This window comes from Rahnella sp. BIGb0603 (genome assembly GCF_024808755.1).
GTDB lineage: Bacteria > Pseudomonadota > Gammaproteobacteria > Enterobacterales > Enterobacteriaceae > Rahnella > Rahnella contaminans.
Window position 1 is genome coordinate 129,089 of record NZ_JANUEX010000010.1, and the last position, 22,736, is coordinate 151,824.

The 22,736-nt window shown below is 52.7% G+C and carries 19 protein-coding genes, 1 tRNA gene and 2 other RNA genes; 17 read left to right on the top strand and 5 right to left on the bottom strand.

What is annotated here, in order from left to right; translation table 11 throughout:
- Nucleotides 1-66: 66 nt before the first annotated feature.
- The 3 genes from M2403_RS22010 to atzF are packed head-to-tail and all read right to left on the bottom strand — an operon-like array spanning nucleotide 67 to nucleotide 6,309.
- A complete protein-coding gene (locus tag M2403_RS22010) occupies nucleotides 67-789 on the bottom strand; it encodes a GntR family transcriptional regulator (RefSeq protein WP_208951595.1) in 723 nt (240 codons plus the stop codon).
- A 26-nt stretch (nucleotides 790-815) separates the two neighbouring features.
- Complete coding sequence (gene uca / locus M2403_RS22015; protein ID WP_259230951.1) at nucleotides 816-4,448, bottom strand: urea carboxylase; 3,633 nt, start codon at nucleotides 4,446-4,448, stop codon at nucleotides 816-818.
- Between the two features lie 10 nt (nucleotides 4,449-4,458).
- Nucleotides 4,459-6,309, bottom strand: coding sequence for an allophanate hydrolase (gene atzF / locus M2403_RS22020; RefSeq protein ID WP_259230952.1), 1,851 nt, complete (start codon nucleotides 6,307-6,309; stop codon nucleotides 4,459-4,461).
- 268 nt (nucleotides 6,310-6,577) lie between these two features.
- Between atzF and M2403_RS22025 the strand changes: the two genes are divergently transcribed.
- The 17 genes from M2403_RS22025 to M2403_RS22110 all read left to right on the top strand — a co-directional run bounded on the left by M2403_RS22025 (nucleotide 6,578) and on the right by M2403_RS22110 (nucleotide 21,149).
- Complete coding sequence (locus M2403_RS22025; protein WP_259230955.1) at nucleotides 6,578-7,039, top strand: hypothetical protein; 462 nt, start codon at nucleotides 6,578-6,580, stop codon at nucleotides 7,037-7,039.
- Nucleotides 7,040-7,042: 3 nt separating this feature from the next.
- The gene (locus M2403_RS22030; RefSeq protein ID WP_259230956.1) at nucleotides 7,043-7,336 is read left to right on the top strand and encodes a type II toxin-antitoxin system RelE/ParE family toxin; all 294 of its coding nucleotides are present in this window, start codon (nucleotides 7,043-7,045) and stop codon (nucleotides 7,334-7,336) included.
- The gene (locus M2403_RS22035) at nucleotides 7,336-8,781 is read left to right on the top strand and encodes a carboxylesterase (protein ID WP_217152268.1); all 1,446 of its coding nucleotides are present in this window, start codon (nucleotides 7,336-7,338) and stop codon (nucleotides 8,779-8,781) included. Before M2403_RS22030 ends, M2403_RS22035 begins: the two co-directional genes overlap by 1 nt.
- A gap of 66 nt (nucleotides 8,782-8,847) precedes the next feature.
- A complete protein-coding gene (locus tag M2403_RS22040) occupies nucleotides 8,848-9,312 on the top strand; it encodes a MarR family winged helix-turn-helix transcriptional regulator (protein WP_371819720.1) in 465 nt (154 codons plus the stop codon).
- A gap of 135 nt (nucleotides 9,313-9,447) precedes the next feature.
- Nucleotides 9,448-9,870, top strand: coding sequence for an organic hydroperoxide resistance protein (locus M2403_RS22045; RefSeq protein WP_013573432.1), 423 nt, complete (start codon nucleotides 9,448-9,450; stop codon nucleotides 9,868-9,870).
- Nucleotides 9,871-10,134: 264 nt separating this feature from the next.
- Nucleotides 10,135-11,814, top strand: coding sequence for a kdo(2)-lipid A phosphoethanolamine 7''-transferase (gene eptB / locus M2403_RS22050; protein WP_208951589.1), 1,680 nt, complete (start codon nucleotides 10,135-10,137; stop codon nucleotides 11,812-11,814).
- Nucleotides 11,815-11,914: 100 nt separating this feature from the next.
- A tRNA-Pro gene (locus M2403_RS22055) sits at nucleotides 11,915-11,991 on the top strand.
- A 34-nt stretch (nucleotides 11,992-12,025) separates the two neighbouring features.
- Nucleotides 12,026-12,153, top strand: a non-coding RNA gene (locus M2403_RS22060) — RtT sRNA.
- Between the two features lie 34 nt (nucleotides 12,154-12,187).
- Nucleotides 12,188-12,315: non-coding RNA, RtT sRNA (locus M2403_RS22065), on the top strand.
- A 942-nt stretch (nucleotides 12,316-13,257) separates the two neighbouring features.
- Nucleotides 13,258-14,865 carry a dipeptide ABC transporter periplasmic-binding protein DppA gene (gene dppA / locus M2403_RS22075; RefSeq protein ID WP_152323667.1) on the top strand — a complete coding sequence of 536 codons (1,608 nt, stop codon included), beginning with the start codon at nucleotides 13,258-13,260 and terminating at the stop codon, nucleotides 14,863-14,865.
- A 101-nt stretch (nucleotides 14,866-14,966) separates the two neighbouring features.
- Nucleotides 14,967-15,986, top strand: coding sequence for a dipeptide ABC transporter permease DppB (gene dppB / locus M2403_RS22080; RefSeq protein ID WP_259230958.1), 1,020 nt, complete (start codon nucleotides 14,967-14,969; stop codon nucleotides 15,984-15,986).
- 10 nt (nucleotides 15,987-15,996) lie between these two features.
- Nucleotides 15,997-16,911: a dipeptide ABC transporter permease DppC gene (dppC, locus tag M2403_RS22085; protein ID WP_013573446.1), complete on the top strand. Its 915-nt coding sequence runs from the start codon at nucleotides 15,997-15,999 to the stop codon at nucleotides 16,909-16,911.
- 10 nt (nucleotides 16,912-16,921) lie between these two features.
- Nucleotides 16,922-17,947, top strand: coding sequence for a dipeptide ABC transporter ATP-binding protein (dppD, locus tag M2403_RS22090; protein ID WP_152323665.1), 1,026 nt, complete (start codon nucleotides 16,922-16,924; stop codon nucleotides 17,945-17,947).
- The gene (gene dppF / locus M2403_RS22095) at nucleotides 17,937-18,950 is read left to right on the top strand and encodes a dipeptide ABC transporter ATP-binding subunit DppF (protein WP_259230959.1); all 1,014 of its coding nucleotides are present in this window, start codon (nucleotides 17,937-17,939) and stop codon (nucleotides 18,948-18,950) included. Before dppD ends, dppF begins: the two co-directional genes overlap by 11 nt.
- A 259-nt stretch (nucleotides 18,951-19,209) precedes the next feature.
- Complete coding sequence (locus tag M2403_RS22100; protein WP_208952402.1) at nucleotides 19,210-20,109, top strand: DUF3289 family protein; 900 nt, start codon at nucleotides 19,210-19,212, stop codon at nucleotides 20,107-20,109.
- On the top strand, nucleotides 20,106-20,537 hold the full coding sequence (locus tag M2403_RS22105; protein WP_165060781.1) for a DUF943 family protein: 432 nt from the start codon (nucleotides 20,106-20,108) through the stop codon (nucleotides 20,535-20,537). Before M2403_RS22100 ends, M2403_RS22105 begins: the two co-directional genes overlap by 4 nt.
- 72 nt (nucleotides 20,538-20,609) lie before the next feature.
- Nucleotides 20,610-21,149, top strand: a complete 540-nt coding sequence (locus tag M2403_RS22110; protein WP_259230960.1) for a DUF943 family protein — start codon at nucleotides 20,610-20,612, stop codon at nucleotides 21,147-21,149.
- 74 nt (nucleotides 21,150-21,223) lie between these two features.
- On the opposite strand, the gene M2403_RS22115 is transcribed toward M2403_RS22110, so the two are convergent.
- Entirely contained in the window at nucleotides 21,224-22,237 is a 1,014-nt protein-coding gene (locus M2403_RS22115) for a glycosyl hydrolase family 8 (protein WP_165060786.1), read from the bottom strand.
- Between the two features lie 9 nt (nucleotides 22,238-22,246).
- A complete protein-coding gene (gene bcsD / locus M2403_RS22120) occupies nucleotides 22,247-22,726 on the bottom strand; it encodes a cellulose biosynthesis protein BcsD (protein ID WP_259230961.1) in 480 nt (159 codons plus the stop codon).
- Between the last annotated feature and the right edge of the window lie 10 nt (nucleotides 22,727-22,736).

The window sequence follows — 22,736 nt, forward strand, 5'->3', positions numbered from 1 at the left end:
GATGTACCCTCTGGAAAAGTTAAGAGAACGCTGTTATGTAGGAAGTCGAAAAAACATTTAAAAAAGTCATGACGGGTTGCCCTCGTCACTCTCCGCCCGCGCCCGGTGCAGCATATGCAGGGTAATTTTGCGCACCTCGGCTTTACTGACGGCAATATGGTCGTGTAACTGGCGCTGTGCCTCCTCAGTCTGTTGTTGGATGATGGCGAGCAAAATGCCCGCGTGTTCTTTATAGGTAGCGTTGACGCGCTCACCTTTGGTGAAATCCAGACGCCGGATGATGCGGATTTTCTCCGTCAGTTCGCGGTGGATACGCGCCATTTCGGCGTTACCCGCCGCCGCCACCAGCGTCATATGAAACTCTTCGTCATAACGCGAAACCCGCTGGCCGTCTTCGAGCTGCGGTTGGTCAATCCAGAACGCTTTCAGTTCGGCCAGTTGTAACGGCTGCAATGACGGCGACAGCGCGCACAGACGTTTCACCGCTTCCAGTTCCAGTACGATGCGCAGATCGTAAAGCTGCTCGAAAAAGTCGAAATCGAACGGACGAACCTGCCAGCCGCTGCGGAAAAACACTTCGACATAACCTTCGTGTTCCAGCCAGAACAGCGCCTGACGCACCGGCGTGCGGCTGACTTCCATCCGGTCAGCGATGTCGTTTTCGCTGAACCGGTCACCCGGCAGCAGGCGGAAGCTGAAAATGTCGTCTTTCAGTTGCTGATAAATACGTTCTGCCAGCCCTTCCGGACGGCTTTTACTGCGTGAAGATTTAGAGCCCGTCAGTTGCATGAAATATTCCCTGTTTGTCGGTAGCGTTAAACGGCTGCGTCCAGCCACAGCAAGGCATCACCCGGACCGACCGGACGACCCTGCTGGCAACTGATTTTCAGAACGATGCCGGCGCACGGCGCGGTAACCGACAGTTCCATTTTCATGGCTTCGACAACGATCAGTGGCTGGCCTTCTTCGACCTGCTGACCCGGCTCGACCAGGATTTTCCAGACGTTTCCGTTCAGATCGGCGCTGACGAGATGCCCGTCCTGATCCGCATCGTCCTCCACTAACTGCACGGCGTTGGCGGCGGCTTCCACTGCGGCGCTTTCCGCTTCGTGCCAGTGCGCCACTTCGCGGGTAAAGGCTCCGGCCTGTTTCTCGCGAAAATCAGCAATATCGGCGGCGTTGTCGGCGAGAAATTGCGTATATTGCGCAAAGTCGAATTCGGTCTCTTCGATACGAACTTGTGCGCGGCCTTCGCGGAACGCGTCGCGCTGAATGTCCAGTTCGGCTTCACTGACCTCGTAGAAACGCACCTGATCGAAAAAGTGCAGCAGCCACGGTTCGCCGTTTTTAAACTGTTCATTTTTCAGGAACTTGTTCCAGATAGGTAACGTGCGGCCCACCAGCTGATAACCGCCCGGCGAATCCATGCCATAAATGCACATGTACATGCCGCCGATACCGACCGTGCCTTCGGCGGTAAAAGTACGCGCCGGGTTGTATTTGGAACTGAGCAGACGATGACGCGGATCAACCGGCACTGCGCAGGGCGCACCGAGATACACATCGCCCAGCCCGAGGATCAGATAGCTGGCGTCGAAAATGATGTTTTTCACTTCGTCGCGGCTCGCCAGCCCGTTGGTGCGCTGGATAAAATCGACGTTATTCGGCAGCCAGGGTGCGCCGGCACGCACGGTTTGCTGATAACGTTCAACTGCGCCGAGTGTGGCGGAATCTTCAAAGGCCATCGGCATATGTACGATACGGGTCGGGATTTTGAGCTGGCTGACATCAGGCAGATTGTGTTCCAGCGTCAGTAAATGTTGCAGCAGCGCCCTCTGATGCAGCACGCCACTGTCATAGCGGATTTGGAGCGAGCGCACGCCCGGCGAAAGTTCTTCAATGCCCTGCTGTCCGGCGGCTTTGATGGCGTTCATCAGCAGGTAGATGCGCATACGCACCGCCAGATCCAGCACGTTATCTCCGTACTCAATCAGCACGTAGCCGTCGCCCGCCTGACGGTATTCCACCGAAGGCCGGTCGTCTGTCGCAGGAAGCGCCGCAAGTATCGTGGCAGAAGCAGTGGTATCGGGCAGCAGCGACGGCACCGGCAGCGCCATCGCGTTGACAGGCATCAGCGAATCAATCGTGCCCTGCTGCGCCAGTTCAAGTGCCTGGGCCTGTTCAAAACTGATCGGATGGAACCGGATTTTATCGCCCGGTTTCACCTGTCCGACTTTCCATAATTCGGCCTTAGCGATGGTCACCGGACAAACAAAACCGCCGAGACTTGGCCCGTCGCGGGTCAGAATGACCGGGAAATCGCCGGTGAAGTTGATTGCACCAATGGCGTATTCACAGTCATGCACGTTCGAGGGATGCAGACCGGCTTCGCCACCGTCCTGCCGCGCCCATTGCGGTTTCGGGCCGAGCAGCCGCACGCCGAGGCGGTTGGAGTTGTAATGCACCTGCCATTCGGATTCGAAGAAGGTGTCGATGGATGCTTTGGTGAAGAAATCCGGTGCGCCGTGCGGCCCGTAAAGCACGCCGATATTCCAGATATCGCCGTAAGGCGACACGATATTTTCGGCAGCGGCCTGCGGTAAACCGACCGGTGCGGGCGTGGTGCAGGCCGCGAGTTCCGGCTGAGAAACGGTCAGCATATCGGCGACGCGCAGCGTGCGACCGGCATGGCCGCCAAACTGCCCGAGCGCAAAGGTCGAGCGGCTGCCGAGATACACCGGCACATCAAATCCGTTACGTACCGCCAGATAGGTGCGGCACCCCTGCGTGGCGCGGCCCAGCGTCAGCGTCTGACCGGCTTTTACGTTCACCGGCTGCCAGTAAGAAACCGGCTCGCCATCAATATTTGCCGGACAACGTGCGCCGGTCAGGGCGATAATTGCGTCACAATTAAAACGCAGCACCGGCCCCTGTAATGTGAATTCCAGACCGGCAGCATCAGGATGATTACCGACAATGCGGTTGGCGAGACGGAAGGCAAAATCGTCCATCGGGCCGGAAGGGGGGACGCCGATATCCCAGTAACCGAGGCGTCCCGGATAATCCTGCACGCTGCTGTACGTGCCGGGCGCAATGACTTCGACGGCGTTTGGTGCGTAAGCAAAACTGTCGAGCATCCGCGTCCACATTTGGGCGTCGCGGAACACCGGCGTAGCCACCACCTGGCGCAGATAATCAATGTTGGTGGCGATACCATGCAGACGTGTGGCGGCAAGCGCGGCAGACATTTTCGCCAGCGCGTCCTGACGGTCGGTGCCGTGAACAATCAGTTTGGCGATCATCGGGTCGTAAAATGCGGAGACTTCGCTGCCGGTAGAAACCCAGCCGTCAACGCGCACATTTTCGGGGAAAAACACTTCGGTCAGCACGCCCGGACTTGGCTGGAAATTCTTCAGCGGATCTTCGGCATAAATTCGCACTTCCATCGACGCGCCCTGCGGGGATTTTTCCATCGCAGGCCAGTCGGGCGGCTCGTCTGCGGCGACTTTCAGCATGCAACTGATGAGATCTAAACCGGTGACCATTTCGGTGACCGGATGCTCCACCTGCAAACGGGTATTCACTTCGAGGAAATAAAATTCGTCGCGTGCGGCGTCATAGATAAATTCAACGGTTCCGGCGCTGCGGTAATTCACCGATTCACCCAGCTGCACGGCGGCGCGGTGCAGGGCTTCGCGGCTGGCCTGCGGCAGATTCGGCGCAGGCGTTTCTTCCACGACTTTCTGATTGCGGCGCTGCAACGAACAGTCGCGTTCGCCGAGCGCTACCACGCGGCCCTTGCCGTCGCCAAAAATCTGTACTTCAACGTGACGGGCGCGATCGACAAAGCGTTCCAGAAACACTCCGGCGTCGCGGAAAAATTGCTCGCCGAGACGCTTCACGCTGTCCCACGCGGCGCGTAATGCGTCTTCATTGTCGCAGCGCGTGAGGCCAATGCCCCCGCCGCCTGCGGTGCTTTTCAGCATGACCGGATAACCAATTTTTGCGGCAGCATTTACCGCATCTTCAAGGCTGGCGAGCAAACCGGTGCCCGGCGTCATGGGCACATTCGCGGCGCCGGCTAATTCACGGGCGCGGTGCTTGAGACCAAACTCGCGGATTTGTCCGGCAGTGGGCCCGATAAACACAATGCCCGCGGCTTCGCAGGCGTCGGCGAATTCGGCGCTTTCGGATAAAAATCCGTATCCCGGATAAATCGCCTGTGCGCCGGTTTCCTTCGCGGCGGCGAGAATTTTGTCGATCATCAGGTAGCTTTCGCTGGCCTTTTCACCGCCCAGCGCAATGGCGATATCCGCCTGCGTGACGTGTGGCGCATTCCGGTCGGCGTCGGAATAAACGGCCACGCTGGTGACGCCCAGACGTTTCAGCGTGCGGATGGCGCGGCAGGCGATTTCGCCACGGTTAGCAATTAAAACGGTGTTAAACATATGCGCGCCCTCAGCTTTTAACCGGTGATGAATTCAGGCTCTGGATGTAACTTCTCCAGCCGCCAGACGCCGTAATATCGGTGGCTTCGCCAATCGCCCACGGCTCGCAGATAAAACCTTTTACGATGCGTCCATCGGCCAGTTCGAGCGATCCGATACCGAGCGGTGCCGGGATTTCGGCGACGAATTCTCCAAAACGTGCCAGCGGGATATCCCACAATTCGACGATAATCGCGCTGCCGCTTTCAGCCCGCACCAGTCCTGGCTTCGGCGGCGTAGTGTTGGCGAGGGCGTAAAGTTTGTAGGTGGCGGCGGTGGTCGTTTGTTCGACCCGAACGGCGTTCCGGCTGGTGAGCTGGAAATTGAGCGGCATACCGGTCAGATGTGCGCCGACCACGGCGACGCGCACGCTGGCGGCACTGACCGGCGCGGGAGTCATGAATTCTTCGGGCTTCATCGCAAGGCCTGTTGCGCCAAGGGGAAGGCTCAGGCTGCGCTGCCACTGACGGCCAAAACTGGCCAGCGCATCGTCGTGCCAGGCAGGGGCGATCAGCGTGATACCGGCGGGCAGACCGTCTGCCCGCAGACCGGAGGGCAGCGCCAGCGCGGATAAATCCGCCAGATTAGTGAAGTTGGTGTAAATACCGAACTGTGAGTTATAGAGCACCGGCTCCTGCCCCATTTCTGCCTGCGTGCGGATGGTCGGGGAGGTCGGCACAACCAGCGCATCAAACCCTTCCAGCACCTGATTGATTTTGCGTGAGAGCTCAGCGCGCAAATATTCCGCCCGCCATGCATCGCACGCGCTGTAGTTCAGGCCGCTGGCGACAATTTCCCGTACTACCGGGTCCATCACTTCCGGGCTATCTTCGAAAATCTTACCGACAGCGACGGTGCGTTCCGCCACCCATGCGCCGTAATACAGTTGCTCCGCCAGTTCACGAAACGGCGTGAAATCAATCATTTCCAGCGTCACGCCATTATGGCGCAGGCGATCGAGTACTTCGCTGAACGCCGCCTGTGCCAGTTCATCACCAAAAAATTCCACGCGATCGGGGATAGCGATGCGCGGCTGGGCGGAAAACGCCACCGGCGCGGTATGGGGATTTTTCCGTGAATAAGCATCGGCGGCATCATATCCGCCTGCTGCGTGGGCAACGGTTTGAGCATCGCCCACGGTGAGAGCGAAAATCGAGACGGCATCGTTCAGACGGCAGGCCGGAACCACGCCGGTATTCGACAGCCAGCCTTTGGTCGGTTTCAGTCCGACGACATTATTAAAGCCTGCCGGAACGCGCCCGGAACCGGCGGTGTCGGTGCCCAGTGAAAACGCCACCAGACCACGTGCCAGAACGGAGGCTGAACCGGAACTGGAACCGCCGCTGACGTAATCCCGATTGAACGTATTGCGCACTGCGCCGTAAGGGGAGCGCGTGCCGACCAGTCCGGTGGCGAACTGATCGAGATTGGTTTTGCCGACCACCACCGCGCCTCTGGCTTTGAGATTGGCAATCACCGTGGCATCCGCTTCTGCGGTATAGGCAAATGCCGGACAGGCCGCCGTCGTCGGCCAGCCGCCGATATCCATATTGTCTTTGACGGCGAACGGCACGCCAAACAATGGCAGGGTGCTCAGCGAGCCTTCGGCCTGAGCGAGAAGGGTTTCCAGACGAATGATTTGCGCTTCAAGCTGCTCTGCTGTGGCGAGATAAATCCAGGCATTGTCGGCCTTACTCAGGCTTCCCAGAACCAGAGAAAGCGTGGTGCGCAGGCTGTCCGGCGCACTGCGATAATGCTGCTGCCATTCCCGAAGGGTAAAACCACGATACGGTGATGCGACGGTGTCTGAAGCTGAAAGCATTTTGGAATCCCATCTGGTATACAAGATTGAATTCATCTAAGCAAAGCCTGTGCCAGATTATTAACCTTTGAATTTATTAGGTTTAATTATTTCCGCATGACCGCATCGTCTATTTGTTGCACCATGGCCGGAATGCAACTGAACAAAAATGGGGCGAAAATTTGCGCGATGCCTCGCATCGAAAAGATAAACGTAGCTCGTGAGTGGTGTCGGTATATAGTTGTATGAACAGATGATTTATTATTGTTTGCAGAGAGGCTGCAGGGTTATGTCTAAGGAAACGATCGACCATTCCACATTAATTTGTCTGGCAGAAGCTGGCGCTGTCAGCCGGTTAAAGGTGGTCGCGCAACAGGGAGGATGGGTAATCATGATCAGATACGGCGAGCATCAGCGCACACTTATCGCCCAGCGCAGTGGCAAGGTTCGGGTTTTCAAACGCTTTGACGCCGTGGCGGCTTATTTGAAAGACATGGGGATAAAGCAGTTCGAAGTGGATATTACCGACTATGATCCTGAAGGTAGCGGTAAAGGAACGCGGCCTGACCGGTCAGCCGCGCTAAAACGCGCGCATGAAGCGGCGGCGATGGATGAAGCCACGTATGATCTCTGGTTTCGCGAGCGCGTTCAGGAATCATTAGATGATCCGCGCCCGGCAATTCCTCACGAAGAGGTGAAGGCGCAGTTTGCTGCCCGGAAAGCCGCGTTACTTAAGAAACAGGAAAAGTAACGGATGACCAAAATGCTGGTATGGAAACCCCATGCGCAGGAAGATCGCGGGTCTATATTCAGTTATGTCGCGTGTGAAAATCCTCAAGCTGCCATTGAGCTTGATGATGACTTTGATGCCGCCGCTGAGCGCATTTTTCAGCGTCCCGCCATGTATGCCGCAGGGCGTGTTGCCGGCACGAGGGAATGTATAATCCGTGCTCATTTTAGAATGGTATATCGCATTACAGATACAGAAATTCAAATCGTCAGGCTTGTGCATACCGCTCAGCATTGGCCAGAGGAACTTCCGACTTGATACAACTTCGTCGTCTTTTTGAACGTCTGAAAAAACTGTTACTGGCGCTGATTCTGGTGATCATTACCCTTTTGGGTGTGCGGACTTATGACGCCTTACAGGGGCCGCCGCTTGAGCCGTGGCACAAGCTGGTGCCGGACGAACTGAGTGCCACGCAGCTCGATAAAAGCGACTGGGCGGCCTATCTGCGCGCCGAGCAGCAGGCGTTTGCAGAAGTGAAGCAGGAAGTGACGGACAAACTCGACAGGGAAGACCGCATCCCGCTGAACCGTTATTACGACCGCAGCCCGATTTATCCCGAACATTTTGCGCAGGACTGGAACCGGTCTTATGAGCTGATGCCCGATGGAAAACCGGTGGGGGCGGTGGTGCTGTTGCACGGTCTGACCGATTCGCCTTACAGCCTGCGGCATATTGCGCAGGATTATCGCCGTCGCGGATTTGTGGCGGTCGGTATCCGTTTGCCCGGCCATGGAACGGTGCCTGGCGGTCTGACCCGCGTGGACTGGGAACAGTGGCTCGCCGCGACAAGGCTGGCAATCCGTGAGGCACGGCGTGTAGCCGGACCGGATGTGCCGCTGCAACTGGTGGGTTTCTCCAACGGCGGCGCGCTCGCCATGAAATACACGCTGGATTCGCTAGATGATCCGGCGCTGGCGCGGCCTTCGCGCGTGATCCTGATTTCTCCGATGATCGGCGTAACGAGTTTTGCGCGCTTTGCCGGTTATGCGGGATGGCCGGCGATTTTCCCGGCCTTTGCCAAAACCGCCTGGCTGAATCTGATGCCGGAATTTAATCCGTTTAAATATAATTCATTTCCGGTGAAGGCGGCCCGTCAGTCCTATCTGCTGACCCATGTTCTGCAACAGCAAATCAGCAAAGACGCGGAGTCTGGCAAGCTGGCGCAGTTGCCGCCGGTGCTGGCTTTTCAGTCGGTGGTCGATTCAACCGTCAGCGCCCGTGCGGTGGTAGCGGCGCTGTTTAATCAGCTCCCTGCAAACGGCAGCCAGCTGGTATTGTTTGATATAAACCGCAGTGCGTACGTCGGCCCGTTGCTGCGTCCGTCTTCAGAAACCGCGGCAGAGCGGCTGTTGCCTGCGCCGCCGCGCGCGTATCAGACGACAGTGATCACCAATGCTTCACCGGATGATGCGGCGACGGTGGCGAAAATCACGCAGGCGGGGCAGAACAGTGCGGCGGTCATGCCGCTCGGGCTGAATTATCCGTCGGAATTCTATTCGTTATCGCATGTGGCGCTGCCTTTCCCGACAGACGATTCACTTTACGGACGTAATCCGCAAGGCCCGGTACAGTTTGGAGTCCGGCTGGGAACACTGGCCGCACGGGGAGAGAGCGGCGCGCTGGTCGTGAGTATGGATCAGCTGATGCGTGTTTCATCGAACCCGTTTTATCCGTATATGTTGCAGCGAATTGAAGGCTTCTGAACCGGCGGGTTTAGAAAAGGATAAAAAGCGCTTGCGATAATATCGTGCACTATATATATTGGCGGCATGAACATGACAACAGACACCGACTCAACCCAAAACGGCATGCTGCATCTGGATCAACAGATGTGCTTCGCGCTGTACTCCGCGAATCTGGCATTGCATAAGGTTTACCGTAAATTGCTCGGGCAGCTCGATCTCACTTACCCGCAATATCTGGTGATGTTGGTGCTCTGGCAGCGTGATGAAGTCACGGTGTCTGAAATCGGCGAAAAACTGTTTCTCGATTCCGCCACGTTAACGCCGCTGTTAAAGCGTCTGGAGACTGCCGGTTTGCTGATGCGTCAGCGGGCGAAAGCGGATGAGCGTCAGGTGATTATCTCCCTGACCGCCGAAGGCAGGGCGCTGCGCGAAAAAGCACAGGGCATTCCCGAAGCCATATTGTGTGCGACAGACTGTGAGGTCGGTGAAATTGTGGCGCTGAAGCAGCAGCTCGAAGTCTTACGGGCTAAGCTTCAGGATAAAGCGTAAGGGTCTGCTTTACAGAAAGCATGTTAAACAGACGAGTCTGAAGGAACAACACAGATTCGTTTGATAGAATCTAATAAGTAGTGTGCTATTAAATCGTTTAATATTTTCTGACTCTCAATGATTAAGGAACGAAATATGTCTATTGAAAAAGTTGTGTATCGTGCTCATGCCTCAGCCACCGGCGGTCGTGATGGTCGTGCGACTTCTGACGACGGCGTTCTTGACGTCAAACTGGGTGTTCCAAAAGAAATGGGCGGTATGGGCGGCGGCACCAACCCTGAGCAGTTGTTCGCAGCGGGCTATTCCGCCTGTTTCCTCGGCGCATTGAAAGCCGTTGCCGCTCAGGAAAAAATTAAGATCCCTGCGGATGCCAAAATTGAAGGCGCGGTAGGCATCGGCGCCATTCCAGGCGGTTACGGTATTGAAGTACAGCTGGATATCACCCTGCCGGGCTTTGAGCGCAGTGAAGCCGAAGCGCTGGTGGCGAAAGCCCATCAGGTTTGCCCGTACTCCAATGCAACCCGTGGCAACATCGACGTCACACTGAACGTAAAATAACGTTTTAGAATTAGCGCCTTCACCAGGGGCCGCTTTTCAGATATCCATAAAATAATAAAGTAATACCCGCAGGGAGGCTAAGGCCTCCCTTTTTTTACGTAAAATTCCCTGCTTTTTCGCAAAGGGGTAAGACGCCATATAACGGCAGAAATATCCTGAAAGCCGCATAAAACCTCAATCTCAGCATATTCCGTGAACCAGTCTCTTTTAAACATGTCACAATGATTCGGAATTTTAAAAAACATACTGGATAAGTAACAATTCATGAATAGAGTGAAGACTCTATCGCAACAAAATATCTCTTTATTGTTAGCGATTTACATTGGCATTTTCCTGAATGTCTCCGTTTTCCAGCGTCGCTTTGCCGCTCTGGTCAATCATTTCACCTCCGCTGAACTGGTTCAGGCGGTCACCGAAGTGTGTGCCATCGTTTTGTTCACCTTTTTCGTTCTGCGTTTAATTTCGCTGGGGGGAAAACTGTTTTTCCGCGTTATCGCCTCGTTGCTGGTTCTGATTTCTGTCGCAGCCAGTTATTACATGGTGATGTTCAACGTCGTGATCGGGTACGGCATTGTGGTTTCGGTCATGACGACGGATATCGATCTCAGTAAGGAAATCATCGGGCTGCATCTGTTTATCTGGATGGCGCTGGTCAGTGCGGTGCCGCTGTTCATCATCTGGAAAAACAACCTGAGTCTGACATTGATCGAGCAGATGAAAACACCGGGGCAACGTGCGTTGCCCCTGCTTGTGCTACTGATGGCGGCGGCGCTGGTCTGGATCCCGCTGCGTACGCTCGATCATGCGCAGAGCGTGAATGAGAAAAAAACCAATATCGATTTGCCAAGCTACGGCGGCGTCGTCGCGCACTCATATCTGCCTTCTAACTGGCTGGCCGCGCTGGGTTTATACGCCTATACGCAGGTTGATGAGAGTCAGGACGCGAGCAATTACTTTGATCCGGCGAAGAAATTTACCTATGTGCCCCCTGCCGATATCGACGATACCTATGTCGTGTTTATCATCGGTGAAACCACCCGCTGGGATCACTTAGGGATTCTGGGTTATGAGCGCGACACTACGCCGCGTCTGTCGAAAGAGAAAAACCTGGTGGCATTCCGCGGCACGTCATGCGATACGGCGACCAAACTGTCGCTGCGCTGTATGTTCGTGCGTGAGGGCGGAACGGCGGATAATCCGCAGCGTACCCTGAAAGAGCAGAATATTTTTGCCGTGATGAAGTCACTGGGCTTTACGTCTGAACTGTTCGCGATGCAAAGCGAGCTGTGGTTCTACAATAATGCGGATACCAATAACTTCTCTTTCCGCGAAATTATTGCATCAGAGAAGCGCAACGACGGTAAACCGGTCGATGACATGCTGCTGGTGAATGAATTACAGGAATCGCTGAAGAACTATCCGAAAGGCAAACATCTGGTGATTCTGCATACCAAAGGCTCGCATTACATGTACTCCCAGCGTTATCCGCGCAGCTATGCCCGTTTTACCCCGGAATGTATGGGCAATACCTGTAGCAAAGCCGAGCTGATTAACGCCTTTGATAACAGCGTGTTGTATACCGACACCTTTATCGACAGCGTGATTGATCAGCTGCGCGATAAAAAAGCACTGGTGTTTTATGCTGCTGACCACGGTGAATCTATCGATGAAAACTCACACCTGCACGGCACGCCGCGCGAAATGGCGCCACCGGAGCAGTTCCGTGTACCGATGATGGTGTGGGCGTCCGACAGCTTCCTCGAACAGCCTGATCATAAACGGGCGTTTGAGCAGTTACAGGCACAGCAGCGAGTGGGCGCGAAGAAACGTCACGTTGAACTGTTCGATTCGATTCTGGGCTGTCTGGGTTATACGTCGCCAGACGGCGGCATCAATCCGGCGAACAACTGGTGTGCAAAACCTCAGTCAGAACAGCAGTTGTAGGTCATTTTGGCGGCGTATCGGATAAAATCTGGTCAGTCAGTTCGGATGTCTTAAAAAGCCGTTGACGCTCTGAGGGGGTCGCAGTAAGATGCGCCCCATTCGGCGAGTAGCGCAGCTTGGTAGCGCAACTGGTTTGGGACCAGTGGGTCGGAGGTTCGAATCCTCTCTCGCCGACCACATTTGAAAAACCTGCTTTTAAAGCAGGTTTTTTTTCGTCCGGAGTTTATGAGGATGAGAACCTCCGAAGGAGGTTTGAGCCGAGCGAAGCGAGACAACGTTGCTTCAGCAACGGCCCGCAGGGCGGCATCGAAGATGCCAGTCATCCTCTCTCGCCGACCACATTTGAAAAACCTGCTTTTAAAGCAGGTTTTTTTTCGTCCGGAGTTTATGAGGATGAGAACCTCCGAAGGAGGTTTGAGCCGAGCGAAGCGAGACAACGTTGCTTCAGCAACGGCCCGCAGGGCGGCATCGAAGATGCCAGTCATCCTCTCTCGCCGACCACATTTGAAAAACCTGCTTTTAAAGCAGGTTTTTTTTCGTCTGTAAAAAGCCCGCGCCCTTCAGGTTGCGGGTTTTAGCTTCTGAGATTTCATTTCATCATCTTCAAATCACCTTTACGGTGATTTTTATGATCCTGATAGAAGTTCTCATAAGAATCCAGGCTCAGCAGATACAGTTCTATTTTCTCTTCCCGCCAGCCGACTTCTGGGACTTTCACGCAAATCGGGCAAGTAGTACGTTCTTACGAACAAGCAAAAAGTAAGCCAGAATTTAAAAATCCCTTAACATATTCTTTTCAATTAATGTCCATCCTTGCCCTCACTTATGGCGTAAAAACAGACAAAATACGTACGGATGATCACCTGCACCATCAGTGTGCAATTGCGCCATTTTGGGGTTTTTTAACAGTGCTCAGATGAACACGTTCGCTGATAGCCGCGCGCTGTTTGCTGCACTTCTCAGCATTTTCAGCTGGTTTCCACCCCAATCTCAAAAATAACCGTTCATATATTCATCATTTAGCCAGAAATTTTTAGGGAATTAATATGGGCTAAACCGCCAGGAATATTCTTTTACAAAGTGGATTGTGTGGTTATTTGATGTCCAGACTGAACATTCATCCTGATTTGGTTAATGAAATGTTTTTTTATGTTTGTTTGTTGTAACTCACAGTCTGTGTAAATGCCTGATGGTTATATTGACGTCAAGGAAAGGAGTTGCCAAATTGATAGCCCCAAGGAAGACCAGTGATTATTTCCGGTAAGGTTTTGTAAAGCCAGCTTTACAGAACGCAGGAAAAAAATGGCAGTTCACCATGCTCTGGTTGGACTTATTGCAGCGCACGAGCAAACACAGTCACCCGCATATAAAAATAAAGGGTGACGTGAGCTGTAAAACACAACACACACATCCACATCACCATTAATCGATGGAGCAGAAGCGATGACAATCTCTTTAGGTAAGTCGGGGCTACTGAAATTCAGTATGGGCCTGATTGCGCTGACCGTTGCGGCCAGTGTCCAGGCAAAAACGTTAGTGTATTGCTCTGAAGGTTCACCTGAAGGCTTTAACCCTCAGCTGTTCACCTCCGGCACCACGTATGACGCAAGCTCCGTGCCTATCTACAACCGTCTGGTCGAGTTCAAAATCGGGACCACAGAAATCCAGCCAGGTCTGGCAGAGAAGTGGGACGTTTCCGCTGACGGCAAAACGTACACCTTCCATCTGCGCAAAGGCGTGAAATGGCAGGACAACAAGGACTTCAAACCGACCCGTGATCTGAATGCGGACGACGTAATCTTCTCCTTCGAACGTCAGCTGGACAAAAATAATGCCTACCACGGTGTTTCCGGCGGCAGCTATGAATACTTCGAAGGTATGGGAATGGGCGATCTGATCAACAAGATCGTGAAAGTGGACGACAACACCGTGCAGTTCGTACTGAACCGCCCGGAGTCTCCGTTCCTGGCTGACCTGGCGATGGACTTTGCATCAATCCTGTCTGCGGAATACGCTGACAACATGATGAAAGCGAAAACGCCTGAGAAAGTGGACCTGGATCCAATCGGTACCGGTCCGTTCCAGCTTCTGCAATACCAGAAAGATTCTCGCATCCTCTACAAAGCCTTCCCGGGCTACTGGGGCACCAAGCCGCAGATCGACCGTTTAGTCTTCTCCATCACGCCTGACGCCTCCGTGCGTTACGCGAAATTGCAGAAAAACGAATGCCAGGTAATGCCGTACCCGAACCCGGCAGATATCGCGGCAATGAAGAAAGATAAATCCATCAACCTGATGCAACAGCCAGGTCTGAACGTGGGTTACCTGTCCTTCAACGTTGAGAAAAAACCCCTGGATGAAGTGAAAGTGCGTCAGGCACTGACCATGGCTGTGAACAAAAAAGCCATCATCGACGCGGTTTATCAGGGTGCTGGCCAGCCGGCTAAAAACCTGATCCCACCAACAATGTGGGGCTACAACAAAGACGTGGTGGATTACCCGTATGATCCGGCCAAAGCCAAAGAGCTGCTGAAAGAAGCAGGTCACGCAGACGGTTTCACTATCGATTTGTGGGCAATGCCGGTACAGCGTCCGTACAACCCGAACGCGCGCCGTATGGCTGAAATGATCCAGGCTGACTGGGCGAAAATTGGTGTGAAAGCCAACATCGTGACGTACGAGTGGGGCGAATACCTCAAGCGTGCGAAGAACGGTGAGCACCAGTCTGTGATGATGGGCTGGACCGGCGACAATGGGGATCCGGATAACTTCTTCGCGACCCTGTTCAGCTGTGCGGCTGCAAAAGACGGTTCCAACTACTCCCGCTGGTGCTACAAGCCGTTTGAAGATTTGATCCAGCCAGCCCGTGCTGAATCTGATCACGCCAAACGTGCTGCGCTGTACCAGCAGGCTCAGGTTGTGATGCATGATCAGGCACCTGCGCTGATCATCGCCCACTCTACTGTGTATGAGCCAGTACGCAAAGAAGTCAAAGGCTATGTCGTTGATCCGTTGGGCAAACACCACTTCGAAAACGTAAGCATGGAGTAATAGCGCTTCGCTATTGAATCCACTTGTTAAGAGTTTTGTGAGCTACTAATAAGCCCGGAGCGCTACGGTTCTCCGGGCATTTTATACAGAGAGTACGGGATATGTTGCAGTTCATACTCCGACGTTTGGGGTTAGTTATCCCAACGTTTATCGGCATTACTTTGCTGACTTTTGCCTTCGTACACATGATACCAGGCGACCCGGTCACTATCATGGCAGGCGAGCGCGGGGTTTCTCCCGAACGTCATGCCCAGTTAATGGCAGATATGGGGCTCGACAAGCCTCTCTATCAACAATACTTCAAATACGTGAACGGGGTGCTGCATGGCGACCTGGGCACTTCCTTAAAAAGCCGCACCCCTGTCTGGCAGGAGTTTGTACCGCGCTTTAAAGCCACCCTGGAACTGGGTATCTGCGCAATGATTTTTGCCATCATTGTCGGGATCCCGGTAGGTGTGCTGGCGGCGGTAAAACGAGGCTCGATATTCGACCACACGGCCGTGGGGATATCGCTGACCGGCTACTCGATGCCGATATTCTGGTGGGGGATCATGCTGGTTATGCTGGTCTCGGTGCAGCTTAACCTGACGCCGGTGTCGGGGCGAATAAGCGACACTGTTTTCCTGGATGACAGCCTGCCGCTGACCGGCTTTATGCTGATCGACACGCTGTTCTGGGGCGAACCGGGTGATTTCGTTGATGCTGTGATGCACATGATCTTACCGGCTATCGTGCTCGGAACCATTCCGCTGGCGGTGATTGTGCGTATGACCCGTTCTTCCATGCTGGAAGTGCTGGGCGAAGACTACATCCGTACCGCGCGCGCCAAAGGCGTGAACCGTATGCGGGTGATCGTCATCCACGCACTGCGTAATGCGCTGTTGCCGGTAGTGACCATCATTGGTTTGCAGGTCGGTACGCTGCTCGGCGGTGCCATTCTGACCGAAACCATCTTCTCCTGGCCAGGACTTGGCCGGTGGCTGATCGACGCACTCCAGCGCCGCGACTATCCGGTCGTACAGGGCGGGGTGTTGCTGGTCGCTACTCTGATCATTGTGGTTAACCTGCTGGTAGATGTGCTCTACGGCGTGGTCAACCCGCGTATTCGCCACAAGAAATAAGGGGCGCACAATGTCTCAAACCACTGAGCCGGTCGCTAACGAGTTAGTGACGGCTGCGCCAGTGCCGATGCCGCCTCTGCGCGAATTCTGGCATTACTTCAAGCGTAACAAAGGGGCCGTTGTCGGCCTGGCTTACATCATTATTATGCTGGTCATTGCGATTGGCGCGAACGTGATTGCACCACACCTGCCTGCTGAACAGTTCCGTGACGCGCTGCTGCGCCCGCCGGTCTGGATGGAAGGCGGCAGCTGGAAATTCCTGCTGGGCACCGACGACGTGGGCCGCGATATTCTCTCGCGTCTGATGTACGGCGCGCGTTTATCGCTGCTGGTCGGTTGTCTGGTTGTGGTGCTGTCGTTAATCCTCGGTGTGGTTTTCGGGCTGTTTGCCGGTTACTACGGCGGTGTCGTGGACGCCATCATCATGCGCGTGGTCGATATCATGCTGGCCCTGCCAAGTCTGTTGCTGGCGCTGGTGCTGGTGGCGATTTTCGGTCCGTCGATTGTTAACGCCTCGCTGGCGCTGACATTTGTTGCTTTGCCACACTATGTTCGCTTAACCCGCGCGGCGGTGCTGGTGGAAGTGAACCGTGACTACGTGACCGCTTCGCGCGTCGCCGGTGCCGGTTCTGCGCGCCAGATGTTCATCAATATTTTACCTAACTGCTTAGCGCCGCTGATTGTTCAGGCATCGCTCGGCTTCTCCAACGCCATCCTCGATATGGCAGCGTTGGGCTTCCTCGGGATGGGCGCACAGCCGCCAACGCCTGAGTGGGGCACCATGCTGTCTGACGTTTTACAGTTTGCTCAAAGTGCCTGGTGGGTCGTGACCTTCCCCGGTGTGATCATTCTGCTGACGGTGCTGGCATTTAACCTGATGGGTGATGGCCTGCGTGATGCCCTCGACCCTAAACTTAAGCAGTAAGGGGTTGGAGATGGAAACAACATTAACGAATGACGTTCAGGTCGGCAAAACGTTGCTGACCGTGGATAAACTCTCCGTTCACTTTGGTGACGAAGGGACGCCGTTCCGCGCCGTAGATCGTATCAGCTACAGCGTGAAGCAGGGCGAAGTGGTCGGGATTGTCGGCGAGTCCGGCTCCGGTAAATCAGTCAGTTCACTGGCGCTGATGGGGCTTATCGACTTTCCCGGCAAAGTGATGGCGGAAAAACTGGAGTTCGGTGGCCGTAATCTTCAGGGGATCAGCGAAAAAGAGCGCCGCCAGATTGTCGGTGCCGAAGTCGCGATGATTTTCCAGGATCCGATGACCAGCCTGAACCCGTGTTACACCGTGGGTTTCCAGATAATGGAAGCCATTAAAGTGCATCAGGGCGGGAACAAAAAGACCCGTCGTCAGCGCACCATCGATTTGCTGAATCTGGTCGGTATTCCTGACCCGGCTTCGCGTCTCGACGTGTATCCGCATCAGCTTTCCGGCGGGATGAGCCAGCGCGTGATGATTGCGATGGCGATCGCCTGTCGCCCGAAACTGCTGATTGCCGATGAGCCGACGACTGCACTCGACGTGACCATTCAGGCGCAGATCATCGAGTTGCTGCTTGAACTGCAACAGAAAGAAAACATGGCGCTGATGCTGATCACCCATGACCTGGCGCTGGTGGCGGAAGCTGCGCATCACATCATCGTGATGTACGCCGGTCAGGTGGTGGAGTCGGCCAAAGCCACGGAAATCTTCCGTGCGCCACGCCATCCGTATACCCAGGCGCTGCTGCGCTCGCTGCCGGAATTTGCGGCAGACAAAGCCCGTTTACAGTCATTGCCGGGCGTAGTGCCGGGTAAATATGATCGTCCGAACGGCTGTCTGCTCAATCCGCGCTGCCCGTATGCAACCGACCGTTGCCGTACAGAAGAACCCGCGCTGCGTGACCTCGCGAACGGGCGTCAGTCGAAGTGCCATTATCCGCTGGATGATGCCGGGAGACCTACTTATGAGTCCTGATAACACCCAATCGCAGCCGCTGTTGCACGCGATTGACCTGAAAAAACATTACCCGGTGAAGAAAGGCATCTTCGGCCAGGAACGTACCGTGAAAGCGCTCGACGGTGTGTCGTTTACGCTCGAACGCGGTAAAACGCTGGCGGTGGTCGGGGAATCCGGTTGTGGTAAATCCACGCTGGGCCGTCTGCTGACCATGATCGAAGTGCCGACCGGCGGTGAACTGTATTACCGCGGGCAGGATTTGCTGAAACCTGACGCAACAGCTGAAAAGCTGCGCCGTCAGAAGATCCAAATCGTGTTCCAGAATCCTTACGGATCGCTGAATCCGCGTAAGAAAGTCGGTCAGATCCTCGAAGAACCGCTACTGATCAACACCAAACTGACCCGCGAAGAACGTCGCGAAAAAGCGCTGGCGATGATGGCGAAAGTGGGTCTGAAAACCGAACACTACGATCGTTATCCGCATATGTTCTCCGGCGGTCAGCGTCAGCGTATTGCCATCGCCCGCGGTCTGATGCTGGATCCGGACGTGGTGATCGCCGATGAACCGGTGTCCGCGCTCGACGTTTCCGTGCGTGCGCAGGTGCTGAACCTGATGATGGATTTGCAGCAGGATCTGGGGTTGTCTTACGTCTTCATTTCTCATGATTTGTCCGTTGTGGAACATATCGCCGACGAAGTGATGGTGATGTACCTTGGCCGCTGCGTGGAGAAGGGCCCGAAAGACGCCATCTTCAGCAATCCGCGCCATCCGTACACGCAGGCATTGCTGTCTGCGACGCCGCGTCTGAATCCGGACGAGCGCCGTGAACGCATCAAGCTGACCGGCGAGCTGCCAAGCCCGCTGAACCCGCCAGCCGGTTGCGCCTTCAACGCCCGCTGCCGCCGCGCGTTCGGCACCTGCAAACAGTTCCAGCCACAGCTGAAACAGTACGGCGACCAGCTCGTCGCCTGCTTCGCCGTCGATCAGGATGAAACCGGCACGACGCAGACCGTCGCGTAATTCTGAAGGATTTGCAGAAATGACAAAGCCCGCGAAAGCGGGCTTTTTTGTGGGTGATATTTACGGTGGAATATTTGGGATGACTACTTAGATCAATAATAAATAAAAATTTGGGAATAATATAACGGACTTGATAGCAACAATTAGCTGATTTCATATGGATAAATCATATACGTTGTTAATTAATATTTACTTTATCAATGACTAGTTCAGTTTATTGATTCGTATATATTTACCACATCAATTAAAAGGAACTTATATGTCACAAATCAGACTGCCCGCCAGAATATATACAACCCCCGCAGGTGCGAAGTCCTCAGAGGATTTGCACTATGGTGATATGACAGAGCAGCAACTCAGGTCTGTCTACCAACTGGATGATGTTTCAGCAAGAGTAAACCCCTATACCCTGACTAAAATTGAAGAGTTAAAGGCTTCTCCTTTTTCGGATTATAATTTTCCCGATCGTCCCTCTTCTTTGCTCATCGATTACTTTCCAAAAAAGACATCACGTTTTCTTCATTCTTATCCGGAAGTAAAAAGTACCCTTTCATTAAAACAATGCAGCGACATTCTTTTTGATGAAATGAGGGAACTGTCTAAACCTTTCGCCTTATATGGCGTTTACAGCGGGCTGATCGTGAAGATGATCAACCATATGCAAAAGAACAGCGGGTTGCTATTCCGGGATTATCTTTTAAACAGGGCACTTGAGGATCAGATAAGACATGATTTTTCTGGGGGGAGTACTTTAAACAGAATCGCTAAAGGTTTGTCTGATAACATTGACTGGAATGCTAATATCTTACCAGAATCATCTATATTAGATTTAAATGCAGAAGTCAGGGCTGGGAGAACACCTAAATTCACTCGATTCAAAGATAAATTTAATGGAATGGGAATTACAGTTCACGATACTTATTCTACACAAATAACGCTAAATTATCTGTCGATCAAAAAAGGCGAGTTTGAAGCTTCTCTACATTACAAAGTTCAGGATCATTTTGGATTAGATAAATGGGATATTATGAAATCAGAATATCATACCTTCAGGTTTTTCAGAGTTTGGTTTTTTTTACAGCACTATAACAAAATGGCTTTCAAACCCTTTGTCACAGAGATGGAGTGTACTATAAGTATTTCAGGGCGTAAGCCATGAGGATTAAGATAACACTATTCGTTATTGCAACACTACTTTTTGTAATTTCTTTACTTATTTCTTTAAGGGAGCCTGAAGTTATATTTGTACACCAGGGGAATGAATTCACAGATATAGTGGTGAAAAAATTTCCTTTGACTCAGAGAGGAAGAGTTAAATGGTGGGGTGATAACAAGTTATATTTAAAGGAAAAATATGGAATACCAAAAGCTGATGAATTCGGCCATTATCATATTTTTATTTTTGATATAGGAGATGGATTCAAAAAAAATTCAGAGGCTGATTCCATATGGTTTTCTTTTTCTACTACTGATCTGATTTGTTTTGATGAAATTAAATCAGAAGACAGGTGTATCGAGAAAAGTATTCTTATGCGAGTAACAAGGAAAAAAATGGGTGAGACGAGTTACATATTCGATGGTGACTAAATTTATCAAAATATTCTGGTGAAGTATAACAGTGAGGTTTTTTAAAATTACTTAGGTCGGAGTGAATATGACATGCTGAAAGTAAAACATAGCACTATCAGATTTTTCGAATCTGGTTTGTTTTGCAAAGATGGGGAAAATTTTGATTCAAACCATTCTCTAACGAAATGGAATAAAATATTTCCATTCAAGGAGGCATTCGATGAACAAAAAATTCGTTATTCTTACAATTATTATACTAATTATAGTGACTTTTTTTTCGTTTTAATAAAACCGGAAATTATCTACGTCCACGAAGATGAGGATAGTACCGTTATCATAGTTAGAAAATTTCCCATTACGCAGAGGGGAAAGATTTACTGGTGGGAAAGTAATAAGGATAGCCCTCTTATTAAAAATAAGATATCTGATGTCGATGAATATGGTCACTATTTTGTAGGAATAGAAGATCTTGGCGTAGGGTTTATAAAAGTATCAGAGGCAAGATTTACATCATGGTATTCCTTTTCAAAGAATGATCAGATAATGACAATTATTCATGATGAAAATAATAAAATTTCTTATTTGATAGATGATGATGAAATCTTAAAAAAACCACAAAATGAATATTAAATATCCATTTTGTGGCGATGATCTTTATAAACCCAACACGTTATAAAAATAGTGAGGGTCAATTCAAACCGTTTTTACCCTTTATGACTTGCCCACCAGCTCAGCAGTTGCAGAGTGGAAGAGTAGTAATCGTCCTTCGGTGCCAGGTTCGGGCTGATGGCTCCGGCATTGGCCATGGTGAAGTCGCGGATGGCTAACAGGCCCGGCGACATGTTGTAACTGGCTTTGGTGCCGGTCATGACGTCAATCCAGGCAGGTGTGGCGTCACGCGGAGACTTCTGCCACCACAAAATAAACGGCGCCATCTGCGGGCTGCCGGGATGTGCCCAGCCGAGATACAGCGGAATACGCACGGCATCATAGCTGAAACGCGTTGGCCAGCGGCTCGCCGGTTTCATCGTGCCGTCAGCCTGCATATCAACCCAGTCAGTCGGCAGCCGGAATTCACCAAACGCCATTTTACTGAGCATCGCGGTGCCGCTTTCGTCCAGATCTTTCCACACTTTTAAATGGCTGCGCGCAAAGAACGCCTGCCAGGCGGGGAAGATGAAATAAGACGGGTTGACCGTGATATTGCTGGTCTGATTGAAACCTGATACGCCGGGCAGCATCACTTTGTAGCCCGCGTAATCAATCACGTTATGTTTAATCAGCGCGGCCTGCAATTTGTCAGAAGCCTGGGTATAGCGGGATTCATTCCATTTATCCCCCGCCAGCAACAGCGCCCAGGCGATAAGCGTGTCGCCATCAGAGGCGTTATTCTTGTCCGCGACATGGACGCTGCTATTCGGGTCATAGCGCCATGAGTAGAGACCGATATCTTTACGGTAAAGCGTTGTGTTTGCCCACTGCCACAGTTTGTCGAACGTCGCCTGATCGTCATTGAACACGGCCAGCAACATGCTGAAACCCTGGCCCTCTGTGTGGCTGACATTTTTATTGGCGGTATCAATAATTCGACCGTCTGGCATCAGAAAGCGGCTTTTATAAGCCGACCAGCCTGCATCCTGCGCCATTACTGAAGAGCTGAAAAATGCAACAATGAGGCTGAACCACAGCACCAGACTGTAGCGCCGAAATAACCACATATAAATTCCTTACAAACCATTTTGATAGCGGAAAACAAAGGCGCCTTCCGGTGTGCTTTCCTGCCAGCGCAGGGGAACATAAGGCTGCCCGCCTTGTGATAACAACCATTCGGCATACAGACCTTCAAACAACGAAATCAGGGCGATACGCCATAATTCGTCATCCTGTCCTTGTGGCGACACCGGCCAGGCAATATGAACCAGCGCGAGCTGTTGCTGAGTGGCTTCCAGCTTCACCACACCCCAGTCAAAATGGCTGAGGATATGGTTAATGTTATCTTCCAGTTCACCCAGAGTTGAAGAAGCCGGTAACGCATGTTGTCGCGCCAGATTACTGCCCATCAGCGTGAGAAAACGACGACCATCGTCATCGTCGGCGGAGGCCAGAATACCTGAAAATAGCACCTGCACCAGGCTTTGCCAGCCCGGAGTGGTATGACGCTGGCGGTAATATTCCTGCGCGACCTGAGTATAGTTATGTTCTTGCATGGTTTTATTT